The organism is Enterovibrio gelatinilyticus (assembly GCF_028683095.1).
Classification (GTDB): Bacteria; Pseudomonadota; Gammaproteobacteria; order Enterobacterales; family Vibrionaceae; genus Enterovibrio; species Enterovibrio gelatinilyticus.
This window is the reverse complement of sequence record NZ_JAJUBC010000023.1, coordinates 20,591-47,529: the sequence shown is the minus strand read 5'-3', so window position 1 is coordinate 47,529 and position 26,939 is coordinate 20,591. Positions and strand designations below refer to the sequence as shown.

22 protein-coding genes are annotated in these 26,939 nt (G+C 46.6%); 11 read left to right on the top strand and 11 right to left on the bottom strand.

All coding sequences use genetic code 11. The annotated features are described in order from the left end of the window. Positions 1-110: 110 nt before the first annotated feature. Positions 111-1,331, bottom strand: a complete 1,221-nt coding sequence (locus LRP50_RS17845; protein WP_274165806.1) for an NRAMP family divalent metal transporter — start codon at positions 1,329-1,331, stop codon at positions 111-113. Positions 1,332-1,724: 393 nt separating this feature from the next. On the opposite strand from LRP50_RS17845, the gene LRP50_RS17840 reads away from it, so the two are divergent. Further along, a complete protein-coding gene (locus LRP50_RS17840) occupies positions 1,725-2,219 on the top strand; it encodes a DUF2867 domain-containing protein (RefSeq protein WP_274165805.1) in 495 nt (164 codons plus the stop codon). 87 nt (positions 2,220-2,306) lie between these two features. Here LRP50_RS17840 and LRP50_RS17835 read toward each other — a convergent pair whose 3' ends face one another. Continuing rightward, positions 2,307-3,947, bottom strand: a complete 1,641-nt coding sequence (locus tag LRP50_RS17835; RefSeq protein WP_274165804.1) for an MFS transporter — start codon at positions 3,945-3,947, stop codon at positions 2,307-2,309. A 555-nt stretch (positions 3,948-4,502) separates the two neighbouring features. Between LRP50_RS17835 and LRP50_RS17830 the strand changes: the two genes are divergently transcribed. Then, positions 4,503-4,934 carry a GNAT family N-acetyltransferase gene (locus LRP50_RS17830; protein WP_274165803.1) on the top strand — a complete coding sequence of 144 codons (432 nt, stop codon included), beginning with the start codon at positions 4,503-4,505 and terminating at the stop codon, positions 4,932-4,934. Positions 4,935-5,259: 325 nt separating this feature from the next. Further along, positions 5,260-7,071, top strand: a complete 1,812-nt coding sequence (locus tag LRP50_RS17825; protein ID WP_274165802.1) for a M28 family metallopeptidase — start codon at positions 5,260-5,262, stop codon at positions 7,069-7,071. A 158-nt stretch (positions 7,072-7,229) separates the two neighbouring features. Here the strand turns inward: LRP50_RS17825 and LRP50_RS17820 are convergent, their stop codons facing one another. Genes LRP50_RS17820 through LRP50_RS17805 form a run of 4 tightly spaced genes read right to left on the bottom strand, consistent with a single transcriptional unit; the run spans position 7,230 to position 11,326 of the window. Next, the gene (locus tag LRP50_RS17820) at positions 7,230-9,083 is read right to left on the bottom strand and encodes a bifunctional sugar phosphate isomerase/epimerase/4-hydroxyphenylpyruvate dioxygenase family protein (protein ID WP_274165801.1); all 1,854 of its coding nucleotides are present in this window, start codon (positions 9,081-9,083) and stop codon (positions 7,230-7,232) included. Beyond that, positions 9,080-9,541, bottom strand: coding sequence for a type II 3-dehydroquinate dehydratase (gene aroQ, locus LRP50_RS17815; protein ID WP_274165800.1), 462 nt, complete (start codon positions 9,539-9,541; stop codon positions 9,080-9,082). Before aroQ ends, LRP50_RS17820 begins: the two co-directional genes overlap by 4 nt. A 34-nt stretch (positions 9,542-9,575) precedes the next feature. Then, complete coding sequence (locus tag LRP50_RS17810; protein WP_274165799.1) at positions 9,576-10,640, bottom strand: Gfo/Idh/MocA family protein; 1,065 nt, start codon at positions 10,638-10,640, stop codon at positions 9,576-9,578. A gap of 41 nt (positions 10,641-10,681) precedes the next feature. Then, positions 10,682-11,326 carry a GntR family transcriptional regulator gene (locus LRP50_RS17805; RefSeq protein WP_274165798.1) on the bottom strand — a complete coding sequence of 215 codons (645 nt, stop codon included), beginning with the start codon at positions 11,324-11,326 and terminating at the stop codon, positions 10,682-10,684. 286 nt (positions 11,327-11,612) lie between these two features. Here LRP50_RS17805 and LRP50_RS17800 point away from each other — a divergent pair, with 286 nt between their 5' ends. Genes LRP50_RS17800 through LRP50_RS17790 form a run of 3 tightly spaced genes read left to right on the top strand, consistent with a single transcriptional unit; the run spans position 11,613 to position 14,425 of the window. Further along, positions 11,613-12,617 (top strand): sialic acid TRAP transporter substrate-binding protein SiaP, encoded by a 1,005-nt coding sequence (locus LRP50_RS17800; protein ID WP_274165797.1) that lies wholly within the window; start codon positions 11,613-11,615, stop codon positions 12,615-12,617. A 9-nt stretch (positions 12,618-12,626) separates the two neighbouring features. Further along, positions 12,627-13,133: a TRAP transporter small permease gene (locus LRP50_RS17795; RefSeq protein ID WP_028023385.1), complete on the top strand. Its 507-nt coding sequence runs from the start codon at positions 12,627-12,629 to the stop codon at positions 13,131-13,133. Continuing rightward, the gene (locus tag LRP50_RS17790; protein WP_274165796.1) at positions 13,130-14,425 is read left to right on the top strand and encodes a TRAP transporter large permease; all 1,296 of its coding nucleotides are present in this window, start codon (positions 13,130-13,132) and stop codon (positions 14,423-14,425) included. Before LRP50_RS17795 ends, LRP50_RS17790 begins: the two co-directional genes overlap by 4 nt. Positions 14,426-14,521: 96 nt before the next feature. Here the strand turns inward: LRP50_RS17790 and LRP50_RS17785 are convergent, their stop codons facing one another. Beyond that, entirely contained in the window at positions 14,522-15,466 is a 945-nt protein-coding gene (locus LRP50_RS17785) for an AraC family transcriptional regulator (protein WP_274165795.1), read from the bottom strand. 100 nt (positions 15,467-15,566) lie between these two features. Here LRP50_RS17785 and LRP50_RS17780 point away from each other — a divergent pair, with 100 nt between their 5' ends. Further along, the gene (locus LRP50_RS17780; RefSeq protein ID WP_274165794.1) at positions 15,567-16,190 is read left to right on the top strand and encodes a cytochrome P460 family protein; all 624 of its coding nucleotides are present in this window, start codon (positions 15,567-15,569) and stop codon (positions 16,188-16,190) included. A 9-nt stretch (positions 16,191-16,199) separates the two neighbouring features. Next, on the top strand, positions 16,200-16,751 hold the full coding sequence (locus LRP50_RS17775; RefSeq protein ID WP_274165793.1) for a cytochrome P460 family protein: 552 nt from the start codon (positions 16,200-16,202) through the stop codon (positions 16,749-16,751). A 73-nt stretch (positions 16,752-16,824) separates the two neighbouring features. On the opposite strand, the gene uraH is transcribed toward LRP50_RS17775, so the two are convergent. Then, positions 16,825-17,178 carry a hydroxyisourate hydrolase gene (gene uraH, locus LRP50_RS17770; protein ID WP_274165792.1) on the bottom strand — a complete coding sequence of 118 codons (354 nt, stop codon included), beginning with the start codon at positions 17,176-17,178 and terminating at the stop codon, positions 16,825-16,827. 295 nt (positions 17,179-17,473) lie between these two features. Continuing rightward, positions 17,474-18,688: an MFS transporter gene (locus tag LRP50_RS17765; RefSeq protein ID WP_274165791.1), complete on the bottom strand. Its 1,215-nt coding sequence runs from the start codon at positions 18,686-18,688 to the stop codon at positions 17,474-17,476. A gap of 1,163 nt (positions 18,689-19,851) precedes the next feature. Between LRP50_RS17765 and potE the strand changes: the two genes are divergently transcribed. Further along, positions 19,852-21,204 carry a putrescine-ornithine antiporter gene (gene potE, locus LRP50_RS17760; RefSeq protein WP_274165790.1) on the top strand — a complete coding sequence of 451 codons (1,353 nt, stop codon included), beginning with the start codon at positions 19,852-19,854 and terminating at the stop codon, positions 21,202-21,204. Positions 21,205-21,753: 549 nt separating this feature from the next. Next, positions 21,754-24,051 (top strand): arginine decarboxylase, encoded by a 2,298-nt coding sequence (gene adiA, locus LRP50_RS17755; RefSeq protein ID WP_274165789.1) that lies wholly within the window; start codon positions 21,754-21,756, stop codon positions 24,049-24,051. A gap of 80 nt (positions 24,052-24,131) precedes the next feature. Here adiA and LRP50_RS17750 read toward each other — a convergent pair whose 3' ends face one another. Then, positions 24,132-25,019 carry a sulfotransferase family protein gene (locus LRP50_RS17750; RefSeq protein WP_274165788.1) on the bottom strand — a complete coding sequence of 296 codons (888 nt, stop codon included), beginning with the start codon at positions 25,017-25,019 and terminating at the stop codon, positions 24,132-24,134. Positions 25,020-25,191: 172 nt separating this feature from the next. After that, positions 25,192-25,923, bottom strand: a complete 732-nt coding sequence (locus LRP50_RS17745) for a type 1 glutamine amidotransferase (protein WP_274165787.1) — start codon at positions 25,921-25,923, stop codon at positions 25,192-25,194. 364 nt (positions 25,924-26,287) lie between these two features. Between LRP50_RS17745 and uvrY the strand changes: the two genes are divergently transcribed. After that, on the top strand, positions 26,288-26,932 hold the full coding sequence (uvrY, locus tag LRP50_RS17740; RefSeq protein ID WP_274165786.1) for a UvrY/SirA/GacA family response regulator transcription factor: 645 nt from the start codon (positions 26,288-26,290) through the stop codon (positions 26,930-26,932). Positions 26,933-26,939: the final 7 nt, after the last annotated feature.

Genomic DNA, 26,939 nt, shown 5'->3' with positions numbered 1-26,939 from the left:
TGGCAAGCTTGATTACTGATTACTGATTACTGATTACTGATTACTGATTACTGATTATTGAAGTTGGAGAACAATCCAATAATCCAATAATCCAACAGCCCAACAATCCATTAGCCGATGAATTTTCCAACAAAGTTACCGATGTTGCTGAAACTTGCCGCGCCCATAACAACCACAATAAAGGCACCAGAGAGAGTAAGATAAAGCGGGTGTTTGTAGTCTCCCACGATGTCTTTACGGCGCGTTGCAGCCAGTACAAAGGCAAGCACCACTGGCAGAATAATGCTGTTCACCAAGCCTGCAAGCATGAGCAGTAGAATTGGCATGTTCATCATCACCGTACCTACGCTGGTGATGATAATGAAGGCCACACACCATGCTTTCTCATTGCGTGCAACCACTGGGAACAAAGTCTTAATCAGTGAAATCGCCATGTAGGAGTTGCCGACAACCGAAGTAATAGAAGCAACAAACAACACTAAACCAAAGATGAAGTAACCCACTTCGCCAGCACCTTGGCGGAACGCATCAGCCGCTGGGTTTGACGTATCAAGCGTCGCACCTGTTGCAATCACACCGAACACCGCTAAGAACAGCAGAATACGAATCACCACAGCGATAGAAATCCCCGCCCATGCTGCTTTTTTGATGCTATCAGCGTTGTCTTCACCTTGAAGGCCGATATCCACCAAGCGTTGTGCGCCGGTGTAGTAGCCGCCCACTGCGCCACCTACGATGGTCAGGGTAGGAAGAAGAAGGTTGCCAATATCAGTCGGCAGAACGGCAGCGGTAAGGGTTTCGCCCATCGGCGGCAAACTTGTCATGGCGACGTATGCAATCAGCACAATCATGAACAGGCCAAGGTAGCGAGCCATTTGGTCCATGCGTTTTGATGCATTGTGCACCACAAATAGCAAGCAACCGATCACGCCAGTAAACAATGCACCCCATGTGGTATCAACACCCGTAAGCACGTTGATGCCGAGCGCTGCGCCGCTGACGTTACCGAAATTGAAGGCCACTGCGCCAAGGGCAAGTAAAATACCGATGAAGTAACCTGCACCTGGTGCAATCTTGTTGGCGATATCTTGAATGCGAAGGCCAGACACACCCACGATGCGCCAAAGGTTCATCACAATACCAAAGGTGATAAACATGGATGCGAAGACAGGGAAAGCCATGTCCATCTTGTAGATGTTGGTGAATACGGCGGTTTGTGTCAGAAATCCTGGGCCAACAGATGTTGTCGCCATCAGGAATGCAACGCTAAGAATGGCTTTTTTCTGCCAAGACGTTGTTGAGGTGTTTTGATTGATTGTTTGCGTTGTCATGCCGATTCCAAAAAATTGTTGTCTCTCTCTTTATAAAAAAAGAAAAACAACTGACCGGGATCAGCTGACGTTTGGCAGGTAACTGTTTGAAAAGATTAGTCCTTGCGACCCTTCTTTTTGCTGGGAGCGGATACTAAAGACTCACTAAAACTAAGTCAATCATTAAGTCATAAAAAATTGGATGTTTTCTGTTGATGGTATGCCCAAGCGTTGAGAGTCGCTCATGTAACACATCTGCATTGTTCGACAGTGTTTCTGAGATGTGGTCAAGGATTCCACTAAAAGTGGTCGATGTTTGCGCTTTTTGATAGGCGTTGCCATTGAAACTGGGCATGGCAATTCGTAAGGTCGAAGCAGCAGATTTTTTTCACTTTAAAATGTAGAGGAAGATTTATGGATGGAATTCCTAACCATGTCATGCTCAAACAGTACAGCGATGCAGCGTCCTTCTCCGACAACCATGTTCGAGAAATTCCCTATGATGGGGAAACGGCGATGGATATTTACTTACAGGTGATGAACAGCACGCCTAAATGGGTTGGCGTCTTGATGCGACTTCGCAATCGCATTGCCTCGGCATTGGGTTTAAAACATTTGGGGAACTTCGAGAATTTTTCTCCTGATAAAACAGATTACAAGGTCGGCGATCGTGTCGGTATTTTTACCATGATTTATCAATCACCCGTTGAAGTGATTATGGAAGATAAAGATAAACACCTCGATGTGAAAGTGTCATTCCACATCGCCCCCAATGGAGACCGTGCCACCGTTACGGCAAGCACGGTAGTGCACGAGAAAAACAGACTGGGCAAGCTATACATGTTCTTTGTTGGCCCTGCTCACAAGCTCATCGTGCCCGCCACACTGAATAAGCTGCCAAAGCTATAGGGCTCTAACCTTGTGTTCATGAATGCTTGATAAATGAACACTATATACATGAGCACTAGATAGATGAAAGCGTATAGAGATACATCGTCATGCTGGATTGCTTGGTTGACTATTTGGCGTCTCTGATTCTACGTTTTCTTCTAATTTGAGTTTGATTTCATCAATCAAATCCATAATTGCCGCAGCTTCGTCGGGTGTTGCGCCATCAAGCAAAGCATCTTGCAACAGTGTGTTGATTCGCTCCTTCCTCAGAATAAACAAATCATGCAATGAATCGGCAACCTCGAGTCGACGTTTAGGGAACTGTTCAATTAGGTGACGCATCATTTCACCGGCGCGTTTTGGATAGGCCAGTACAATATTTTTGGCGACATCATTCGCATTCAATGCAGAACCTTGCAACGCCAGCTTGATCAGCAAGCCTGGATCTGAAGGATTTTGCCCCAAAGCGGCAATCAAGAGTTTAAGCTCAGGGTTGGTTGTATTGGTGTCTTTAAAGTCCAACATCGGGTCGAAATCTGACGAGCCAATGGGTTGCACACTGACTTTTAATGGGTTGGTTGAAGGGATACGTTCTGTCCGTACATAGAGCTTGCGAATCATCAAAAACGCGAACACAAAAACATGCACAGTGATGATGTAGTAGTAGAGCCACACCACGCTAAATTCGCTCATCAACGCACTGGCGACAATTGGGCCGATCACGCCGCCTGCTCCCAACAATATTTGCATGGTACTGGTGACTGGCATGGCTTCTTTGGGGTCAATGTGGTCAAACACTTGGGTGACGGCCAATGGAAATAATGCCACACCAGAACCGCCGGAAATCCAGAAAAGCACCGCTAATATTTCAATCGGATAGGGGTGGAAGTTGTCGAGTATAATCAAGCTGTTGCTGATCACCCCCATGACCATTAAGCCGGATGCGATAACTCGCTTATCATATCGGTCTGCTAACCAACCCGTAGGAAACTGAGTGAGCAGCCCGCCCATTTGGTAAGAGCCCAAGATAAGCGAGAGCCAAATCCCTGAAATGCCTTTGCTGTAGGCATATAGGGAAATAAGCGAGACGCTAGCGGCGTTGATCAAGCCAGCACAAAAGCATGACAGCGTGCCTGAAGGAGAATAGTCCCATAGCTTTTTCAGTGATATTGGTGTGCTTCTTGCCGGTAATTCAGGTGCTGGCAATCGGCTCATCGACATGATGATGAGTGAAAAGCAGAGGAAGACGGAGATCAAGCCAAACAAGCGCGGATCTTGTTCGTTAAACATCCCGAACAAAAATGGCGCGGTGCCAAACCCAATCGCGAAGCAAATCTGATACGTGCCGTAGACCCGCCCTCGGTTGCTCCGGTCACTGAGAACATTCAGCCAGCTTTCGAGCGTGATGAACGATGTGACGTAACAAAAACCGGCGATCATTCGCAATGCGCCAGTTAGCCAAATGTCCGTTGTGTAACTGTGAATGACGGAGACAATCGATAGCGTCGCAGCCATTGAGGCAAACGCGCGAATGTGGCCTGCACGCAGCACAGCGCGAGAACCAAACAGGCCAGCGCAAATAGCGCCCACCGCAAACATACTCATGGCGAGACCAATGTTTGAGGTTTCGTAACCTGTTTCCTTCATGCGTATCGGCAGCATGATGAAAAACAAATTGTGGCTGATGGCAAAGCCGAAGATGGTGAAAAGGATGGGGCGTATACGCCAAAAAATGTTTGCTTTCATATCCGTATGTCGGTTAATTCTTCCAATATAAGCATATACCCAATGACCAGAGTCCTGCATTTTCTAGTTACTTGGGTCAAAGCCGGCGAAAGTCATCCATTCAGGCAAAGAAAAGCATGAGGAAGTGACCTAGAAGCGTAATAAACGTGTTGATGCAGTAGTATTGGTTAGACGCTGGCTATATGTGCAGTGCGTTGAAATTGTACCATTGGATAGTCTGTCCCCTTGCGCTGATCCTAGTACAATATGATTGCCTCTTGTGTTTGTGACATCATTCTCACCATAGAGATGACACCTCGAGTGAATGCGTTTCTACGTTTTCGTTTAAATTTTGGCTAAGATGAGTAAAATCCAATATTTGATGCTTTTTAATAGGCGGGTGACTAGATGGTTGATAATATCCATGGTTGCTCGCGTTATATAGTGAGCGTTTAAAACGTGGTGGGTGTATTTCTGTGAGAGATTCTAATTTCATTTTTAAAGAGTTAATAAGAAAATAAATAAAGGTTGGCCGTGATAACAATCGAGAGATTCACTTCAAAATACGAGCCCGAGGTGCGTAAAATTACGCTCGCTGAGGAACAAGTAAAATATACGGCACTTCCTGCTGCATTCCTTACGGAAGATCAGGGTAGTGCAGATAGATTTGTTGTCGTCCATGAAGCGAAGGTTATTGGATATTTTAAAATATATCGAGATTTTTCAAACCAACTCCAACCTTGTGAAAGTCACGCAATTGGCCTGAGAAAATTTGCCATTGATAAGGGGCAGCAAGGAAAGGGGTTGGGCAAGGAGACTGTGATTGCGCTTGCCAGAGAGCTGCCACGCTATTACCCGAAAGATGATTGGCTGTACTTAACGGTTAACTGCAAAAATGTGGTTGCATATCAGTGTTATTTGAAAGCCGGGTTTGAAGATACAAATACGTTTTACTTAGCTGGACCTAATGGCCCGCAGCACATTATGAGGCACCCATTGGTTAACTGAAATTCGTTAATGTTGAATGTCTATTCATATCCATGTTTATAAAATCTGTTGATCGTATAGCTTTTGGATGTCATATTCTATTTTAACGGATATAAATATTCATATATTTATGTTTTATTCCGCGCTGTGATTTCTTTACATGTTTGATTGTCTAATGAGATCGCGTTTCTCTATTGGGTCATTTATTCTTATTGAACATCAGGCTTCTTTGTATTAATAAATCGTGATGCTGTTTCCGTTAGTGAAATTAATATCCTTACGTTATGTGGAAGAATGTGCGTCTGAGTGTTTGACTGGTTAAGTCAAATAAAAAGGACGACATAATATGAAGACATTCAACGTTAGTGCAAAGAAAGTCGTAGTGGTGGCAATCAGTGCCGCACTGCTGACAGGTTTTGCTGGCTGTGAAGACCCAAGATGGGTAGCGAACAAAGTCAGTGCCTCAATCAAGGAAAAGCGCCTTGTTGATCATCTTGAAGCTATGGAAGCTGCTGCAGTACCTACGGCTGATGGCGGTTCAACAACCCGAGCGGCTGGCACCGAAGGCTATGCAAATTCAGCGGAATACATTAAAGCCACGCTTGAAAAACATGGCTACGATGTGGAATTCCAATCATTCGACTTTAGAAGTTGGGCTGAGCTGGATGGCACCTCACTCACTGTAAACGGTCAAGCATTGGTGCATGTTCGTGATGCCACTGATGATATTCCTCCTGATTATGCCGCTATGTCCTACTCTGGTAGTTCTGATGGCGCGTTAAGCGCTGATATTGCCTTTGTTACCCCCGATTTTGATTTTGAATCTCCAGATTACGACGATACCGATGGGTGTGAAGCCTCCGACTTTGATGGTGTTGATGTCACCGGAAAAGTGGCAGCCATTCAACGCGGTGGCTGTACCTTCGACGCTAAAGTAGTGAATGCTGAAAACGCGGGTGCTGCTGGCGTGATTGTCTTCAACCAAGGGAATAACGATGGCCGCAAGGCGGTGGTGAACGGCACCTTGGGTAGCGATAGTGAAGCAACGATCCCTGCGTTTGGCGCACGTTATGACTTGGGCAAGGAATGGTATGACTTGTCTCAATCGAATGCTGTGGCTGCGGCGTTAACGATCACGGTTGAAGATGACGTGGTGGTAACAGAAAACTTGATTGCTGAAACCAAGAAAGGCAACCCTGACCAAATCGTCATGTTGGGCGCGCACTTGGATTCGGTGCCTGAAGGCCCTGGTATTAATGATAACGGTACGGGTAGTGCTGGGATCTTGGAATATGCGATTCGCCTGAAAAAGAAAATGAGAAAACTCCCTGTGACCCAAAAGAACAAAGTGCGCTTTGCTTGGTGGGCGGCAGAAGAGGCGGGCTTGATTGGCTCTGAATACTACACAAATGAAATCTTAGGTGGGTATTACAGTGAGGCTCAAACGCAAATCATGGAGGAATTAGGTATTACTGATCCTGCCGATTTGACCGCAGAGCATCGAGAGCAAATCGAAGCGCGTTACCTCGATATTAACCCGATTAAGATGTACCTCAACTTCGATATGATTGGTTCGCCAAACTATATCTTTGGAGTGATGGATGGCGATTTGTCTGATACCAAAGATAGCCCAGACAATGCTTATCCGGGTGACTTTGAGCCACCTGAAGGTACGTCTCATATCGAAGGGTTGTTCAACGAGTTCTTTACCGATGTCGGCGAGTCTACCGTACCTCAAGCCTTGTCTAAACGTTCTGATTACTCTGGCTTTGCTGATTGGGGTATTGCATTTGGTGGTCTATTCACGGGCGCAGAGAAAATCAAATCAGCAGAAGAAGTCGAGGAATTTGGCGGAGAAGTCGATGTTGCTTATGACAAGTGTTATCACCAAGCCTGTGATGACTTGAATAACGTCAGCAATTCGGCAATGACAACGAACTCGAAAGCCTTGTCTTATGTTGCTACTTTCTACGCCATGAGTGAAGATTTATACGCTGATGGTCGAGAAGATGAGCCAGAACAACGCACCCTGCTGCGTTCTTTCTCAACACAAGAGTCTAGTCATCAGCATCGTATCGGTGAGCGAATCAAATCTGCTTCTCGTGAAGTGGCAGACCACGGTCACTTCCACGGTGATTTCGATCAAGACCGCGAATAGCTTGTCTCGATTTACGTAGCTGTAAGTTAATCAACGTAAAAAACAGGGAGCCATTTGGCTCCCTGTTTGTGTATTGCTGCTTTAGCATCGCTGCCACTTGGTAATAGATCTTCACGCTGTGTTTGAGCAGTTTGCTATATAGATATAGCCAGATGAGACTAATGTGAGAGCTCTCTCGCCTGCATGGCTAAGCGCATTTGGCTGTTTGCCGCGCCAAACCCTCTGTAACCATTACGTTGAACGATTTCGAAGCAGAATTTCCCCGCGAACAAGGTGGTATACAGTTGATAGAAACTGCCGTTCTCATCTTCGTCATACAAGATATTGAATTGCTTTAGCTTACGGATGGTTTCATCTGACAGCGCAAAGCGTGCGGCAAGGTCTTCATAGTAATTGCTGGTGGCGGGTAAGGTTTCTGTTTCTTGTTCACTCATGAATTCCGCGGTGGCGAAAATATCATGGGTGGAAAGGGCAATGTGATTGACGCCAGTCCCTGCATATTGGTCAAGAATACGACTTGATACAGTCCGTGATGCTTGACTGCTGTTTAAGGTGAAACTCACTTTTCGATCCGGTGTTTGCAGGGCTTGGCTTCGTATCAGGCCACCGGGATCCGTTACATTGACGGTTGGCATTGTTTGCATGTTAAACATGGAACGAAATACCAGCACGGAATGGAGCATCTCTTCGTAGCTCATTGAAAGCGCAATATGGTCGACATTGCTCAAATACGCTTGTGGTTCGACGTCATCGTGCCAATGAAATTCACGCTCCCAGTGCGCGGGCTTGTCTGAGGTTTCGACCATATAGAGCAGGCTTTCGCCGGGGCCATAGATGGCGGGGATACCGTGAGTATCTGTTTCAGGGTTGCCGTAAACCGGCGCAAATTCGAGCTTTTTGGCGCGTTCAACCATGTCATCGACGTTGTTGCACTTCATGCCAACAGCGCAAACTGAAACGCCGTGGTTGTGATGGAAGTTCTGCGCAAAGCTGTCGGGTTCCATGTTCATGACTAAATTGACGTTGCCTTGCTGCCACAACTCTACATGTTTTTTGTTGTGTGTGGCGGCATGAACAAACCCTAGCTGTGATAGCAAGGCAGTAAGGCTTTGCTTTTCGTTGTCATTGAGGGCGAACTCAATAAATTCGACATCACTTGGCGGCGAAACCACGGGAAGTGGCGTTGCTGCTCTCTCAGGCGTTTGTTCGGCAGCATGATTTGCATATACCAGTGAACGATATCCATCACGCGCTGTTTTCTCTGCCGAACCAGCGCGGAACTGATCGTTGAAGATCTCAAGTGAGAATGGGCCGTCGTATCCCGTTGCGTGCATATTGGCAACGAACTTATCGAGGGGGAGATCACCTTGGCCAGGGAAGCAACGATAATGTCGGCTCCAGCTTAAGTGGTCCATTGATAGACTCGGAGCATCGGCAACTTGCACGAGGAATATGCGATCGCCGGGAATGTTGAGCATGGTGTCGAGCTCAGTCTGGCGAGAGAAAATATGGAACGTATCCAAACAGACGCCGACGTTCTTGTGATTCGCTCGACGCACAATCTCCCATGAATCACGATAGTCGTAAACGTATTTCCCCCAGGCTAAGGCTTCATAGGCAACCCGCATGTTCCGCTTTGCTGCTCGCTCTCCCAGCTCATGAAAATCATCCGCAGCACGTTGAATGCCGCCTAACGCGTGTGGAGATGCACTGCTGCATACCATTAGCAAATCCGTGCCGAGTTCTTCCATAAGATCGAATTTGCGTTCGGCGCGGTCAAAGGCTTTTTGACGATAAGGCGCTGGCAGGCCTTCAAAATCTCGAAATGGTTGGTAGGTGACAACGTCTAAGCCGTGGTCGTCCAACATGCGGCGAATATCTTTGACTGAACCTTTGTGTGTGATCAGGTCATTTTCGAAAATTTCGACGCCGCGAAACCCCGCTTTGGCGATGGCTTCAATGCGCTCGCGAAAGGTGCCAGACAGACAGACGGTTGCGATGGAGTAAATCATTGCGTTTCCTCGCCATGTTTCATCACGAGACCATCAATGGCTAACGCGTATCCTTTTACGCCAAATCCAACCACAATGCCGGTGGCGACAGAGGAAAGGTAGGAGTGATTTCGAAACGCTTCGCGGGCATGCACATTCGAAATGTGGATCTCAATGACAGGGACCTGAGCACCCTTGATAGCATCTTGCAGCGCAACGGATGTATGCGTAAACGCGCCGGCATTAAATACCACGCCGATCATTTCACCTGCGGCGACGCGTTTTCCTGCATCGTGCAGGGTATCAATCAACACACCTTCGTGATTGCTTTGCATGAACTCAATGGCGACGCCGTGTTTATCACCCGCTTGATGGCATAGGGTTTCTACGTCAGCCAATGTTGTGTGGCCATAGAGGCCGGGTTCGCGTTGCCCTAATAAGTTAAGGTTCGGGCCGTTCATTACGAGAATCGATTTCATTGCGTCCTTCCTTGTTCGTTTACTCAATCTGGGCTCAGCCAATATCATCGATGTATATGGTTCTTCCGGTTTTCACTGCTTCTACGACGGCTTCTGTCACACGGAGGTTTTGTAATCCATCGCGCACGGTGACGAGAGGTTTAGCTTGTTTGTTGATCACATCGCAGAAGTGATTGAGCTGTTCGACTAGAGGATCTTTGCGCTGTAGCGCCAGCGTGTCACTGACAAACGGTTTCCACCAAGAACGGTTGGCTTTTTCTGTGTAGTGTTTAAGGCGCATGGTCGGCACAGAGATTGAGCCGTCCGTGCCTGCAATGTGGTAGCAATCTTCATCGGGATAACTGGCGTAGGCTTTGTTTTCCAACGATGTTTGCTCCCAGCTGCGGCCTGATCCTGCCGTGTCAGAAAGCAAAAAAGTCCCAGACGCGCCGTTAGCGAAACTCAGATTGATGGAGACGGTATCTTCTACATCGAAGTTTCGACGTCGATTCGACGCCATGGCCTGAACGGCGACAATCTCTCCGCACAGATAGCGAAGATTGCCTATGTCGTGAATGAGGTTGATTAAAATTGGGCCGCCACCTTCTTTGGTGCGCCATGGCGCGGCATCAAAGTAATCGTCAGGCTTGTAGAACAAAGCGCTGCCTTGAACTGCTACGAGCGCACCTAATACGCCGGAATCAATCAATTCACGTGTGCGTTTAATGATCGGGCTGTGCATGCGGTGATGCCCAACTAGCAATGTGTCCCAAATACCGGGAGAGCTGACAGCAATGTTAAGCAGTTCTGTGGCTTCTGCCACCGAATGAGCAACGGGCTTTTCAATAAGGACGGGCACTTCATGTTCAATACACTGCTTGGTTTGCTGAACATGCAGGTTATTGGGGGTTGCAAGAATGACCCCATCTACCTTTAGCGTGGATAACATGTTTTTAAGATCTGAAAAGTGGGGTACGCCATTTTCTTGGGCTAGCGCAGCACTTGCTTCAAACGGGTCAACAATGGCGGCGAGACGGCAAATATCACTGTTATTAATGAGCTTTATATGATTCTTTCCAATCAGCCCCGCGCCAACAACGGCAAGGTTTAATGGTTCCATTTAAGTTGAATGTCCTTATAGTTACTAGCAGTTAATCGGTATTACTCGTTCTCGCCAAATTCACGTAAGCGCTCGACAAACCCACCCAGATGCGCTTCCAGTGCGCTCACGCAAGCCGATAAGTCACGATTTAACGCGGCTTCGAGAATGATCTGATGTTCATCAATGATGTGAGTGCCACGGAAGCCATTCGTACGTAGTTCCATCATCACAAATTGTCGAAACTGGTCGTAAATCTGGCGGTGATAGTGCATGTGCAGCTCCGAGTTGCACGCACCAATGAGTGCCGCGTGGAATTCATAGTCACAGCGATGCCACATGACAAAGTTGTCTACGATGTTGTCACGCATCTTGCTTTCGACATGCTCTAACTTATGGTGAGCGGCAACCAAATTACTTTCCCACTCCATATCCCCATTAACGAAAGACTGCTCCGCGCCATCGGCTTCTAGAAGAATGCGAAGCCGTGTTAGCTCTTCCATTTTTTTCGGAGAAAAGCTAGCGACATGGAAACCCTTCTGCCCCTCAGCGATGACTAAACCGTCACTGGCAAGGCGAGTGAGGCATTCGCGCAATAAATTGACACCACTTCCATATCGCGTTTTTAGCGACTCCATGCGTAAACGACTGCCTGGTTTAAAATCGCCCCGAAGTAGATCTGTTCTTAACGTTTCATAGAGGTTCATGACCGCTCGCCTCAAGCATTGGGTTAGCTAAGATCCACATTCTCGTCCTATTGCGACAACAAATATGTCTTATTTTCATGAATTCACTATAAGACAAAAAATATCCCCTAAAATGGAAAATAGGTGATGTTTTAACAATTGAGACACATTTGACCAACATTCACGTAATCCGATCGTCTACGCTATGTTCATGTTAAACGGTGAGCTGATTTTTTGACCAAGGGGGTCATTGAGCAAACCAACATTGGGCATTTGGTCGTCAAGTGCCCGTACAAAGGAGTGGTGTATGAAATTGTTGTCCAGAACCTCGGCTAAATGGCTTGGTAACGTTACGAAAGCAACGACATTGGCGATTGCGATGTTTTCTGTGACTGCTGCAAGTGCAGCAGACATGAAGTTACGCTTGTCTGCCCCAAGTTCAGAAACTGATCAGCGTGCAGTTGCACTGACGACAGTTTTTGGTCCGGGTGTTGCGAGTTTCGCGGAATTTGAACCGCACTGGAATGCTTCGTTGTTTAAACAAGGCACTGAGTTGGAGGCCATTGCTCGAGGCAACCTCGACATGGCGATGGCATCGGCGCAAGAGCTGGCAGAATTCATTCCTGCGTTCTCCATTTTCTCTGCGGGCTACATGCACCGTGATGCGGACCACCAAGTGGCTGTTTTCAATTCTAAAGCGATGGATCCGCTGAAAGAAGAAGTGGAAGACACCTTGGGCGTGAAGCTGTTGAGTGTTATCTACCTTGGCCGTCGTCAGTTGAACTTGCGTACGGATGCAGAAGTACAAACGCCAGCGGATCTTGATGGCGTAAAACTGCGTATGCCGGGCTCCGATGCATGGCAGTTCCTGGGTAAAGCGCTTGGCGCAAACCCAACGCCAATGGCCTTCACGGAGGTTTACACAGCATTGCAAACTGGCGCGGTTGACGGTCAAGACAACCCATTGCCTACTGATAAAGATGCGAAGTTCTATGAAGTGACCAAGCAGATTGTACTCACCAATCACTTGGTGGATTTGAACTACCTCGCTATCTCGAAAGAAGTGTGGGATGACATGACGCCAGAGCAACAAGCTCAAACGCAAAAAGCGGCGGATGACTCGGCTGCATTTGGTCGTAAGAATCAGTTGGCACTGGAAGCTGAGTTGGTTGATTTCTTCCGTGAGCAAGGCTTGAAAGTTTACGAACCAAACCTTGAAGCGTTCCGCGCACATGTTCAAAAAGCATACCTTGAGTCTGAGTTTTCTAAAACCTGGCCAGAAGGCATGGTGGAAAACATCAACAACCTGTGAGGTTAACGCGTGAAAACGATTCTGCTTTGGATTCAGCGAATAGCAGATGGGGTTGCGGTCACTATGTTGGCCGCAATGTTCCTTATTTTTTGTGCGCAAATATTCTCCCGCTATGTGCTTAATATGCCCCTTGGCTGGTCGTCTGAGTTACTTCTGACGCTGTGGCTGTGGGTCATCTTTTGGGCTGGGGCTTTCTGTTTGCGTAACAAAGATCATATTCGCTTTGATCTTCTTTATTTAAACGTACCCGGGAAAGTGCAGCGTATCTTTCTCATTTTGTCGGCGCTTGGCATCATCATTGGTTTTGGTATCAGCTTTCTTCCGACATGGGATTACATCACTTTTTATAAGATCAAAAAGAGTGCGATCTTGAAGTGGCGCCTCGACTATGTGTTTAGCATTTACGGGGTTTTCTTGGGTGTCATTATTCTCCGCTACGGTGTTGCACTGATTCAGTATTTGAATCCGAACTATAAAGTGCAAGACAGTGACAAGGACGAGCAGGTGGAAGAATGAGTTTGGCGTTAACACTTTGCTTAGTAACAGTGCTTCTTTTGGCTGCCTTTGGCACACCCGTGTCATTTTCAATGATCATTGGTGCCATTGTGTACCTCGCGGTGAGCGGTCAAGATTTGGCGCTGGCGGGTGAGCAAATTATTCAGGGTTTCTACAACAGCTTTATTCTTCTGGCTGTTCCATTGTTTATTGCCGCTGCTAATATCATGAATGCAGGCAGTATCACTGACCGACTTCTCCAATTTTGTGTCGCCATGGTGGGGCATTTTAGAGGTGGATTAGGGCACGTGAATATTGTGTCTAGCTTGATATTCTCAGGCATGTCAGGTTCTGCAGTTGCGGATGCCGCTGGGGTTGGACGCGTTATCATTAACATGATGACGAAAGACGGTCGTTATCCTCCTGCGTATGCGGCGGCGATCACGGCTGCTTCAGCGACGATTGGGCCGATCATTCCTCCGTCGATTCCCATGGTGATTTATGCCTTGGTGTCGGATACATCAATTGGTTACCTCTTTATCGCGGGTTTGGTTCCTGGACTGCTGATGGGTGTCGTTCTTATGGGAATGAACACTTACATGGCGACGAAGATGAATATCGTCAAAGAGCCAAGAACGCCGGTCAAAGATATTCCTAGAATCACGTTCCGTGCGTTGCCAACCTTACTGATGCCGGCGATTCTGCTGTTCGGTATTTATGGTGGTGTGACAACACCGACAGAAGCTGCAGCGGTTGCTGCTGCGTATGCTTTGCTTCTTGCCGCTGTTGTTTATCGCTCTATCAGCTTGAAGCAACTGTATGCCGCACTGAAGGAAAGTGCCTACTCGTCGGCTTCGGTTGGCTTGGTGATAGGTTCAGCGTTGATCTTCAACTACATCATTGCGACAGAGAATGTGCCGACGGCGATTGCAGAACTGATTAATCAGGCTGACTTATCACCACTGGCATTCTTGCTATTGGTGAATTTGATTTATCTGTTGCTTGGATTCTTGCTGGATGCGACCACCGTAATATTGGTGATAGTACCTTTGTTTATTCCGGCATGTCGCGAGCTGGGAATCGACCTTGTTCACTTCGGCGTTATCACGATCGTTAACTTGATGATTGGCTTAATCACGCCGCCTTATGGGGTGTTGTTGTTCGTCATTAACGGTACAACCAAAATCCCGCTGGCAGGTATTATCAAGCAAGTGATCCCGTTTATCTTTGTATTGCTGGGGGCCTTGATGATCATGATTTTGACTCCTGATGTGGTGCTGTATGTTCCGCGCCTAATGGGATATCAAGGGTAGTGGTGCTGGGTTAGATACAGGTTAAAAGGAAAACCACCTGGTGGTGAAGCCTTAATAACCTGCGACAATACTGGATGTAACGATTGAAAGAGGAGGCTATACGCCTTCTCTTTTTTGTTTGTGACGAATTTCTGCAGGCGTCATTCCAAGCTCTCGAATTAATGCGCGGCTAAGGGTTCTACCAGATGTAAAGCCAAGCGACACTGCGATTTTGTCCATTGAATCATTGGTGTAGCGAATCGCGTTATAAGCTTTAAGGCGGCGCCAGTGATTCAAATAAGCGATAGGAGCCATGTTGAGTGCATCTTGAAAGTGACGAACTAGGGTCGCTTTTGACATGCCAATCTGGCTTCCAAGCTCTTCTAGTGTCCAATCGTGTTGCGGGTTTTGATGCATTAACATGAGGGCTTGATGAATGCGTTTGTCATGAATGGCACGCAAGAAACTGTATTTTTCGGTGTTTTCATTGAAAAATTGAATCAGAATCTTCAAAAAAAGCACTTCGGTTAGCTTATCAATGCTCGGGTTTTGGTGGATACCATTTTCCCTGATTTCTTGATCAATAAGCATAATCAACTGCCATATAATGCTGTTGTGGTCTACGTTTTGAACATGGATAACGGTTGGCAACGCATCCAATATAGGGTGCGTTAGGCCTTCATCAAACTCTACAAGACCACACATTATTCTATGAGTATTGGGCCCAATTTGAAAAAGTGGTGACCCCAGTTCACAGGCATCAACTGCTTGGCTACTCGACAACTTTTTGTTTCCCGGGTTATCAGCTATCCAATGACTGTCCCCCTTGGGGAGCATGAAAATATCCATCTCATTGGCTTTGACGTTCGATGTGTTGTCTGCGCCGACGTAAAGTGTTCCCTTTAGGGCAATGTGAAAGCGAGGATATTTGCGCTTTTCCAGTGAAATTCCCCAAGGTGCACTGAGGTCCGAACTGAAGAAAATGGTTCCCCGAAACTTAAGCGTTTCAATGATATCGGTAAATAAATTGAACATTTTAATGTCTTTGATTCCTTTGGACACAGATCTGATTCCCTCGGCAGCACTCGACTTTCCTACTTTAGCTTAGACTGTTTCGGAACGCTCAAAATTCGCGCGTTCGAACTGTAAGTGAGGTGAGAAAATGGAAAGAAAAATAAGCTCAAAAACTATTCGTCGCTGTCTATGCATCGGCGCAATTTTATTTGGAGGAGCGGCTTCAATAACATCGGTCATGGCAGAAGAGTATTTCAACGTAGTTGATGGGGAGCTTCAAAGACCAACGGGTTATCGTGAGTGGGTGTACGTTGGCACACCTGTCACCCCAAATGATATGAACAACGGCAAAGCTGCGTTTCCAGAGCACCACAATGTATATATCGACCCAACCAGTTGGTCTCACTGGAAGAAAACCGGTGAATTTCGTGATGGTACGATCATAATCAAAGAGTTAGTGGCTGTAGGCTCAAAAGCGGCAGTGAGCGGCGCAGGTTACTTTCAGGGTGACTTTATCGGATTGGAAGCGACCATCAAGAGTACGTCGATTAACCCCAATGAACCGGGAAATTGGTCTTACTACAGCTTCTCTACCCCAGATCATAAATCGTTGACTGATACGGCAAAAGCGTTCCCAGCAGCGGCATGTAATGCTTGTCACGCGGCAGCAGCGGCTGACGACTTTGTGTTTACTCAGTACTACCCAGTCCTCCGTGCTGGCAAAGGCGCGGGTACATTGGCGACTGGCGGTCACTCGTCTATGTTGAAATAAAGGAGCGACATGATGAAGAAAACCTTTATTGCAGCCCTCATTGTGAGTGCCGCCGCATCAGGCGTAAGCATCGCTGCCACGCACGGTGGTTTTTCACCCATTGTTGACGACAAGGGGACTATCAGTTTTCCTCAAGACCTCAGAACCAACATGGTGCATTTAGGTTCTTGGTTTGTTCCAGAGGGAGGGGCGAGCGGTTTTCATGGCGTTTACACCGAGAAATCGACCGTAGAAGCTTTCCGTAAAACCGGGAAGTTCCCAGATGGCGCTACGTTGGTGAAAGAGTTGCGGGCGCACGATAGTGGTAATTACACGACGGGTTCAAATGTCAGTCATGAAACCGCGAGTCTTAAGCAATGGTTCGTTATGGTCAAAGACAGCAAGGGTCGTTTTTCCGATAACGGTTCTTGGGGGGACGGTTGGGGATGGGCTTTGTTCAAACCCGATAACCTGACAACCAATGCATCGTCTGATTACAAAATGGATTGCTTGGGCTGTCATGTTCCAGCAAAAGACAAAGATTGGATATACACCGAAGCGTATCCAATTTTGGCAGAGTAACTGAATTATGAAGTAAGTAAAAACCAGCCATTAAGGCTGGTTTTTACTTTGTGCGATGAAGGATTTTCAGGTGTTAACTACCTCGGTAGGTCGAATAGCCGTAAGGAGATACGAGTAGGGGGACATGTAAGTGCTGGCTTTCATCCGAAATACCAAAACGGATCACGATTTCATCGAGGAACGGAATAGGGTCAAGGGGGGTATTTGTTGCTCGAAAGTAAGGAGCGGTTGAAAACACCAGTTGATAGAGACCTGCGGACAACGCGCCATCCTGAAGTAACGGAGCATCAGTTCTACCATCATTGTTAGTTACTGTAGTAACTAGAGGTTGGAGCCCATCGTCATCGATGCGATAGAGAGAGACTTTGACACCGTTGGCAGGTTTACCGTGTGCAGTATCGAGGACATGCGTTGTGAGCTTACCCATCAAGAATCACCTTTGAACGTTTCATAAACACCGAGCCATTACTTCATATCATCATTCGCTTAAAATTTAGCATTTCATCGGTGCGGTTTCTAACGTGAATGGTTCAATACGTGCGCAGGAACATGTTGAATGAGAAGGGGGATTTTAAAGGCGTGATGAAAGTGCGAGGTGTCATACGAGCGTAGGTGATGAGCCGGAAACAAAAAGGGTGAACACCGAGGTGTATCACCCTTTCAACTCGTATAACCACTGATCATGGCTTCAGCGCATGATCGAATCATTAAATCAGTAAGATTTACACCGCAGCTGGCTGCAGAGCAGAACGTACTAGCGGTTTGTCATTGATAGGTAGGTGCAACAGTGCCGCCGCGATAGCCAAGACAACCGTAGCCCACCAGATCGGAGTGTACGAGCCGTAGTAATCAAATACACGTCCACCAACCCATGCGCCAAGGAAACTGCCGATTTGGTGAGTAAAGAATACCAAGCCGTACAACGTCGACATATAACGCGCACCGAAGATTTGACGTACCAAGCCTGATGTCAGTGGCACGGTTCCTAGCCAACAAAAACCAATTGCCGCACCAAAGATGATGGCTGTTTCACTGGTTAATGGCAGCGAGACAAACAATGCAAGTACGATTGATCGCATCATGTACAAACTCGTCATGACGTAACGCTTGTTGAATTTATCGCCCATGACTCCCCAGAAATAAGAGCCAAAGATGTTAAAAATACCCACGTATGCAAGCGCCATGGCTGCGGTATTGCCTGGTAAGCCTTTGTCTGCAATGTAACTAGGCAAGTGCGTGGCAATAAACATAACCTGAAAACCACAGACAAAAAAGCCAGCATGGATGAACCAATAGCCGGGATGACGGAATGCTTCAGCCAAGGCTTGGCGCAGGGTTTGTGTGTCAGCGGTTGTTTGGGATTGGCCCTGATTTGGCGCGGCTTTCATGAACGCCGAGAACGCGATCATTAATGTACAAAGCACGGCGAACACTTGCATGGCGGTTTGCCAGTCATAGTGTGCAAGCAGGCTTTGAGCACCAGGAATAACAGCAAACATACCGAATGAGCCGGCGGCTGTTGTCAGGCCGAAGGCTTTGGCGGTATGTTCAGCGGGAACGACTTTCGCTACCGCACCAAGCACAATCACGTAGCTGGTTGCACTTAGACCTAAGCCCACAAGAACCCCGATAGACAGGTAAAGGATCCCTGAGCTTGTGGCGATTGATGTGAGATATAACCCTAGACCATACGCGATACCGCCAGCAGCGATAATGCGTTTCGAACCAAAGCGATCAGCTGCCATTCCTATAAAGGGTTGGAACATGCCAAACATGAGGTTTTGTAGGGCAATGGCGAGACTGAAAAACTCACGTCCTGATTGGAACGTGTCACTGATAGGCATCATGAAAATGCCGAAAGATTGCCTGATCCCTAGGCTGATAATCAAAATCCCTATCCCCAGCCAGACAAGAAGTGGGAACCGGAAAATACTCATAGGTATACCTTAAAAATGTTGTTGAAACAGAAGGCTGCTTGGTCGCAGTGGCTCATGTTACTCGTGGCTTCCGACGTGATGACGTTGATGACAACCTCCATCGACGGCGTAGTCCGAGAGCGCGCGTTGCAGAGGCGCACAATGATGAACAACGACCAGCGTAATGATCAGCAGTACTAACCATCTGGATAATTGTGCGAATAGTGTTTGCGAGCCCATAACGTTCCCGAGTAATGAAAGGCGCGTAGAGTAGTAGCAGCAAGGTCATGAAGCAAATGAATTAGATGCAAAAAGGTCATGCATAAAATGCATGGCAAATGAACCATTGGAATCAAGGAAAGATGACGCACGGTGAAAGTTGGAGAATATCGAGAGACGAACCTTGGTGTTGAATAAGAAGATCTGCGTTGAAATACAACTTTGAAACCTGAAATCGAGCGCTTCAGGTCACTTGGTTATAGGCATATTTTTTCATAAACGTTTGCTATGAAGAGAAAAAAGATGACAAATGAAACCATGATTATCGTGAATAGTTATTTATGGGATCGTGTTGGCGTCGACACCAATTCTGGTAGGTTTCAAGGAAAAATAACGTGCAGAAATCTGATCTAACTGATTGAATTAGCGTATTTTCGTGATCTTAATCACAAGCACGCTGACCGAGAGGAGTCCGCGAGTTTCCCCGTTTTCGTCAACTGAATAGTGATTTGGATCACGGTAAAATACTTATTTTTGCAATGCTAGATTGCATTTTTAGGGGTTTAAAAAAATCGAAATCGGAGAAGAATACGCTTCATCGAATAGAGCTATGTTGTCTAAGAGCAGCTAAGCTGCCTAAGAGTTAAACTATCTAAACGATTTAATGAATATGCTTTTATATATACCCAAACAACCTGAAGATGCTCGCTGAATCCGGCATCTTCAAGTTCGTTGGGTATAAAAGGGCATATTCATTAATGGATGTATTTGCATGGCATAACACCTATGTAAATATTGCTGTAATAAGAGCACATTCGTTATTTCTGATTATCACCAATATCAAAATGCCGCCCTTAAATGTATTCGAGTTAAAGTAAATAAGCTTGTTTACATACAGTCGCCATGGATCTGGCTGCCTGAAATTAATCTATTATTCTTTCTCGTCTGAATTAAGGGTTTAAGTGATGTCTTCAGATGCCAATAGTAAAAAAATGGGATTGGTTGGTTTAACCGTTCTCGTTGCAGTAAATATGATGGGCTCAGGTATTATTATGTTACCTTCGAGCCTGGCACAAGTCGGAACAATTTCGCTACTTTCTTGGGTTATTACTGCCCTGGGTGCAATGTGTATTGCCTATACTTTTGCGAAATGTGGGGCGATTTGTAAACGCTCTGGTGGTATGTCAGCGTATTCAGAAGAAGCGCATGGAAAATCGTCATTCTTCATTGCTTCTTATACTTACTATGTTTGTCTAGTTATTAGTTGTGTCGCGATCGCAGTTTCAGCGGTTGGCTATATCAAACCTTTCATGCCATGGCTTGATACGCCTATGCACACCTTTTTCGGTGTTGTCGCCATCCTTATCGTGACCATGCTGGCAAACTTTGGTGGCCCTAAAATTACCGGTCAGATTTCGTCATTGACCGTATGGGGTATTATTCTTCCTGTACTGGGTCTGTCTGTGGTTGGCTGGTGGTGGTTCGATCCACAAACTTTCATCTCTGCATGGAATCCACACCATGACACCACCATGCATTCAGTATCTTCAGGTATCGCATTGACATTATGGGCATTCCTGGGCATTGAATCTGCGGGTGCTAACTCGGATGCGGTTGAAAACCCTGAACGCAACGTGCCGCTAGCCGTGTTGTTTGGTACTGGTTTTGCTGCGGTGGTGTATATCCTTTCCACTACGGTGATCCAAGGCATTATCCCTAACGCAGAGTTGGCAAATTCAACCGCACCGTTCGGTCTTGTGTTCAGCCATATGTTTAACCCAACCGTGGGTAATATTGTCACCATAGCTGCGGTTGTCGCATGTATTGGTTCGCTGCTTGGTTGGCAGTTCACCAATGCGCAGGTATCAAAATCTGCCGCTGAAGAAGGCTTGTTCCCTAAAATCTTCGCGAAAACAAACAAAGCAGGTGCGCCAATCTTTGGCATGTTCATTATGTTGGCGGCGGAGTTGCTGCTTGCCCTGATGACCATTTCCCCTAACTTGGTTAATCAATTCAACGCATTGCTCAACCTTGCGGTATTCGTGAACATGGTGCCTTACATCCTCTCCATGACAGGTTTGGAAGTGATGCTTCGCAAAAACAAGGTCACACCTGCGCAATATAAGCTGGGTGCGACAGTGGGTACGCTTGGTGTGATTTATAGCATCTATGGTGTGTATGCCTGTGGCGCGGAAGCCGTATTCGGCGGCACTATATTGACCCTGTTCGGTTATATTTTCTACGGCTTTATCGCAGCACGCGATGTTAATGATGAAGAGAGAAAATCCAACGTTATCGAAAAAGAAGTCAACGCGTAAAGAGAATAGTATTGTCAATTTACATCAATGACTAAGTATTAAATAGTTGGCCTCATTTTCCCTCCAGTTATTGGGGCTGACTATTTCCATTTTTTCATCTATACCCAATCAACTTGAAGATGCTCGATTTCAGAGGCCATCAGTGCGTTCAGTTCAAGGCAAATTCTTGTAGGAATAGTCATTCTATTTCACAGGAATTTAACGATGAAGTGGACGCACTGAGGGCCTCCCTTCGGGCGAGTTTACTGACGCCATGCTCGGTGTTATCCCTTTTTGATGGAGATCACTACATCGGCAAAGGGACGCCTAGATCATAACGTCAGTAAACCTCGCTGAATCCTGCATCTCCAGATTGTTTGGGTATGAACGATATGCCAGCAAATGAACCTTACTGTCGATTTCTATTTATTAGACGTAATGGTTTTATTTTATTTTTAGTAAAAACGTATTTAATTAACGTTAACCACTCTGCCTGACTTATTTGTATTACATACACAAGCCATCCAAAGCGTTGACGCTGAAATGCACCTTGTAGATTAGGTAATTATTATGAGCAACTACTTCAGCAAAATGCGCACTCTTGTTGTAGAGCCGCAAAATATTGACCCAAGCAGCTATGCTGCACGCACCACACAATCACTGATTGCAGAACTGCATGAACGCACGATTGAAATCGTCACTGCAAATTCCTATGAAGATGCCAAGGCCGTTATTCTTGCAACCCACATCGACAGCCTTGTACTGACGCTCGATAAATCAGAAGAGCAGATTCTCCACTCAAACGAAGAAATTGAACTGCTAAACACGCTCAAAGATCGTCAGTCAGAAGTGCCTGTCTTCTTGCTCGCAGAGCGTGCCCGTACTTCGATTCTTGCGAACCGCAAACTGATGGAACGTGTGGATGAGTGTTATTCGGTGCTGGAAGACACTGCTGATTTCGTCGCAGGTCGTATTGTTGCTGCCATGAAACGTTACCGTTCACATGTACTGCCACCGTTGATGAAAGCGATGATGCAATACAACGATATTCACGAATACTCATGGTCTGCCCCCGGTCACCAAGGGGGTATCGGCTTTACTAAAACCCCTGCGGGTAACCAGTTCTACCAATTCTACGGCGAGAACCTGTTCCGCTCAGACATGGGCATTGAACGCGCAGCGTTAGGTTCATTGTTAGACCACACTGGCGCGTTCAAAGACAGTGAAGAAGAAGCATCAAAAATCTTCGGTGCGCACCAATCGTATTCAGGCATTGTGGGCACATCGGGTTCTAACCGCACCATCATGCAAGCATGCTTGAAAGACGATGACATTGCGATTATTGACCGCAACTGCCACAAATCTATCGAGCAAGGCTTGATCCTGACGGGTGCTCGACCTGTGTATATGGCACCAAGCCGCAACTGCTACGGTATCATTGGCCCAATCAGCCAAGCCACCATGTCAGCGGCGTCTATTAAACAAAAAATTGCAGACGGTAAACTGACGAAAGAATACGTGGGTAAATCACCTCGCTACGCGGTTGTCACCAACTGTACGTATGACGGCCTGTGTTACAACTCAGAACGTGCTGAAGCATTGCTCTCTGAAAGCTCTCATCGCATTCATATGGATGAAGCGTGGTTTGGTTATGCGCGATTCAACCCTGTATACAAAGGTCACTTTGCCATGCGCGGCAGTGCTGACGGACACAAAGGGCCAACCGTGTTTGCGACCCATTCAACCCACAAACTGTTGAATGCCTTGTCTCAAGCGTCCTACATTCATGTGCGTAATGGCGAAGATGCTATCGACTTTGATCGCTTCAACCAAGCGTACATGATGCATACCTCCACATCACCGCTTTATGCGATCTGTGCGTCTAATGACGTGGCAGCAAACATGATGAAAGGGGAGAGCGGTTTATCGCTGACGAATGAAGTGATCCGTGAAGCGGTTATCTTCCGTCAAAGCGTGCGCAAACTGTTCAACGATTACACCACTGATGGTGATTGGTTCTTCAAGCCTTGGAATGCGGAAGTGGTGACCGATACCAGCGGTGAAAAAGTAAACTTTGAAGATGCGTCTGTCGAAGCGCTGATGACGGTGCAAGACAACTGGATTCTGCATCCAGAAGACAAATGGCATGGCTTCGATCACATGGACGACAACTGGTGCATGCTGGATCCGATCAAAGTGAGTTTGCTAACACCAGGCTTGGATGACAACGGTCAGTTTCTTGAAAAAGGTGTGCCAGCAGCACTGGTGAGTGCGTATCTTGGTCGCTTTGGTATTGTGCCAACCCGTACGACGGATTTCCAAGTGATGTTCCTGTTCTCTATGGGTATCACGAAAGGTAAACGCGATACGCTGATCAATACCTTGTTGTCGTTCAAACGTCACTATGATGCAAACGTCTCATTGGAAACTATGCTGCCAGAATTGGTAGAAAGTGCGCCAGACATCTACAAAGGCCTAGGTCTTCGTGATTTGGGTGATCGCATGTTCCAGTACCTTGTTCGCCATAATCCAGCACAAGTACTGAACGAAGCGTACTCAAATTTACCAGATGTTGAGCTGAAACCACGCACGGCTTACCACCACATTGTGGCAAACGAAGTGGAATTGGTGCCTTCGGACAAACTGGAAGGTCGTGTTGCAGCAAACTCAGTGATCCCTTATCCACCAGGCATCCCAATGCTGATGGGGGGTGAGAATTTCGGTAATGAAAGCAGCCCGCAAATTCAGTACCTGAAAGCCTTAGAAGCATGGGATGACGAGTTCCCTGGTTTTGAACATGAAACTGAAGGGGCAGAGAAAGAACACGGGAAATACCACGTGCTTTGCATCAAATCTGGTGCGCTGTAAGTAAAATCAATGAGAAACGCCTTCCCCTTGGGGAAGGCGTTTTTGTTTGTTGGATGACTAAATACTTGCGGGCGAGGGTTCTAGGAAGCAGGGCACCATGTATAAACCGTATTGATGTCGGTCGCGGGCATTTTTAGAACCTTGTTACTGCCGCGAATCTCATTCTGCTTCAAAACCTTATCAATCGTGTTGCTGTGCGGTAGATCAGCATGACAGAGAATGTTTGATACGGTCTCTTGTGGGTTTTGCACGAAATCTTCGTATTCCACCGTGATCATGTCGATGTTCAACTCTTGCGCTTCTTGCTTGGTCGTCTGCATCAATTTATTCAATTGAAACGCGGTACCAGCGACGGCATGGTCTCTTAGCATGTCATATTGCGCGAGCTCTTGCAGGGAATAGGCGCCACGCCACCAAAGTAAACGGCGACCTTGATACTCCCACTCCTCAGAGTTGATCATGGAATGCACGGTAGAGGCCGGGTCTCGGACTACGTGCACAAACTTGGCGTCAGGAAAAATACTGTGAAGGAAGCACAATCGTGATGGCCCTGTGAAACGCAAACCTAAGCGATCTTTTTGCGAAAGCGTAATGCGTGCTTCTAGCACATCTTTGATAGAGGAGATTTCAATGGGCGTAGCATGCTTTCCTCGCAAAAAACCTCGTTCGAAATCGATGTCATCACGTGTTACGTCATCCCAGAATGACATCGCATCTGTAGGGGTTGGGGAGAATTCCTTCGCGATGCTACCTAGCAGTGAAGAAGAGTGCACAGCGTGATTGCGCCAACGCGTTGTGTGTTGAAAGAGTCGATGTTGCCATTGCGATCTCGGGTGGTTGTCAAAGTTCTTATCAAGCCAACAGAGATCACTGTGATGAAAAACAATGTCTGAAATTAAGTTTACCCCCGAGCGAGGTGGGCCGACGAAAATCAGAGGTTGATTCAACACTGTGGTCTTAGTATTCATACTATCGCTCCTTCAACGAGATATTTATGAAGGAGCAATTTGAGTGCCAAAATCTTAGATCTTAATAATCAATGAGTTGCTTCAGAATGCTATACGGCATGGCAACTTGGGTTGCAAATTGAAAACCCAAGCTGCACAACTTGACGACGACTTACCTTAAGGGTTAACGAGACTATGCAACCCGACTGTGCTGCGCAACAAACTGATGCAGTGTGCGAATGACAAAATCACGATCGCCACCACCAAACTGTCGGACTGACTCAATGGCTTTATCAACGGTGTCATTGCCCGCTTTGTCTCTTAGTCGTTCTACCAGTTGGACGAGAAAATCTGGCGTGAACTCAGGGTGGCACTGCATGGTTAACACGTATTGGCCTTTTGCTGTTATTGCGATAGGGCAAAAGTCCGATCCCGCAATCACAGAAAACGCGGGTGCGGGCTCTTGGACCTGATCTTGATGGCAAGCGATCAAATTCAGTGCATTTGGTGCATCAGGCTGAGTGAAGCCCTGTTGGGTATTTTTGAGGTTATCGATGGGGTAGACCCCCATGCCCCAGCCTTTATCTGATTTTGTTACCTCGCCACCCAAAGCATGATGAATCAGTTGATGACCAAAGCACACGCCAATAAGCGGGCGGGATTGGGCGTGGCATCGTTGAACGAACTCACTGACACTGCGAATCCAAGGTTCATTGTCATAAACGCCCCATTTACTGCCAGTGACGATCCAGATGTCACACTCGTTAGGTTGAGCGGGGTAGTGTTGTTCGAAACACCGATACGTCTCGTAGTGGCTAATGACGCTGCCGTGAAACATTCTCTTAAAGGCATCATCGTAATGGCCATAGGTGGGAATGGAGTCTGGGTAGTGATCATCACAGAGTAGAATGCCTAGTTTCATCATCCGCTTTGTGCTCCTTGCGCGTTATGGTGATTATTTGTTATCCATTTCACTAATAAGCATATTTTATGCCTTTTTAGCATAATTCATTGTACTGATAACTGGATATGCAAACATTTACCTCAAGAATAGGGCTCAATTCTAACTTACTGTCATGAATGAGTTTTTTATTTTAAGTTTTTGATTAAGACCAAATTTAACGACTGTAGTGGTTAATTTGTGACTAAATGAAACTAAAAACATGCTCTCTTACACAGAATCAAAGTGTTCGGTCTTTTATTGTTAGGTTAAACTCAAGTAAGATGCAGCACAAAGTCGAGCGCCATACTGGCGCATGGCGAGCCAAAATCATAGTGGAGAAACAAGCTTGATTAGTGTTTTCCTTGTAGATGATCACGAGCTGGTTCGCACAGGGATACGTCGTCTTCTTGAAGACGAACGTGGTGTTAAAGTGGTAGGGGAAGCCGAAAGCGGTGAGGAAGCAGTCAAGTGGTGTCGTAGCAATCATGCGGACATTGTCTTGATGGACATGAACATGCCTGGCATTGGTGGTTTAGAAGCGACGCGAAAGCTCCTTCGTTATAACCCAGATGCTAAGATTATTGTTCTTACTATTCATACAGAAAACCCATTTCCAACCAAAGTTATGCAGGCTGGCGCTGCTGGCTACCTGACAAAAGGCGCTGGTGCGAACGAAATGGTCAATGCGATCCGTGCAGTGAATAGCGGTCAACGCTACATTTCGCCTGAAATCGCGCAGCAAATGGCATTGAGTCAATTTACACCTGATGCAGAGAACCCTTTCAAAAATCTGTCTGAGCGAGAGCTGCAGATCATGATGATGATTACAAAGGGGCAGAAGGTGACGGATATTTCTGAGCAATTGAACCTTAGCCCTAAAACTGTCAACAGTTACCGGTATCGCTTATTTAGTAAGCTAGGTATCAATGGTGATGTTGAACTGACCCATTTGGCGATACGCCATGGTATGCTAGACACAGAAGCTCTTTAAGTAATCT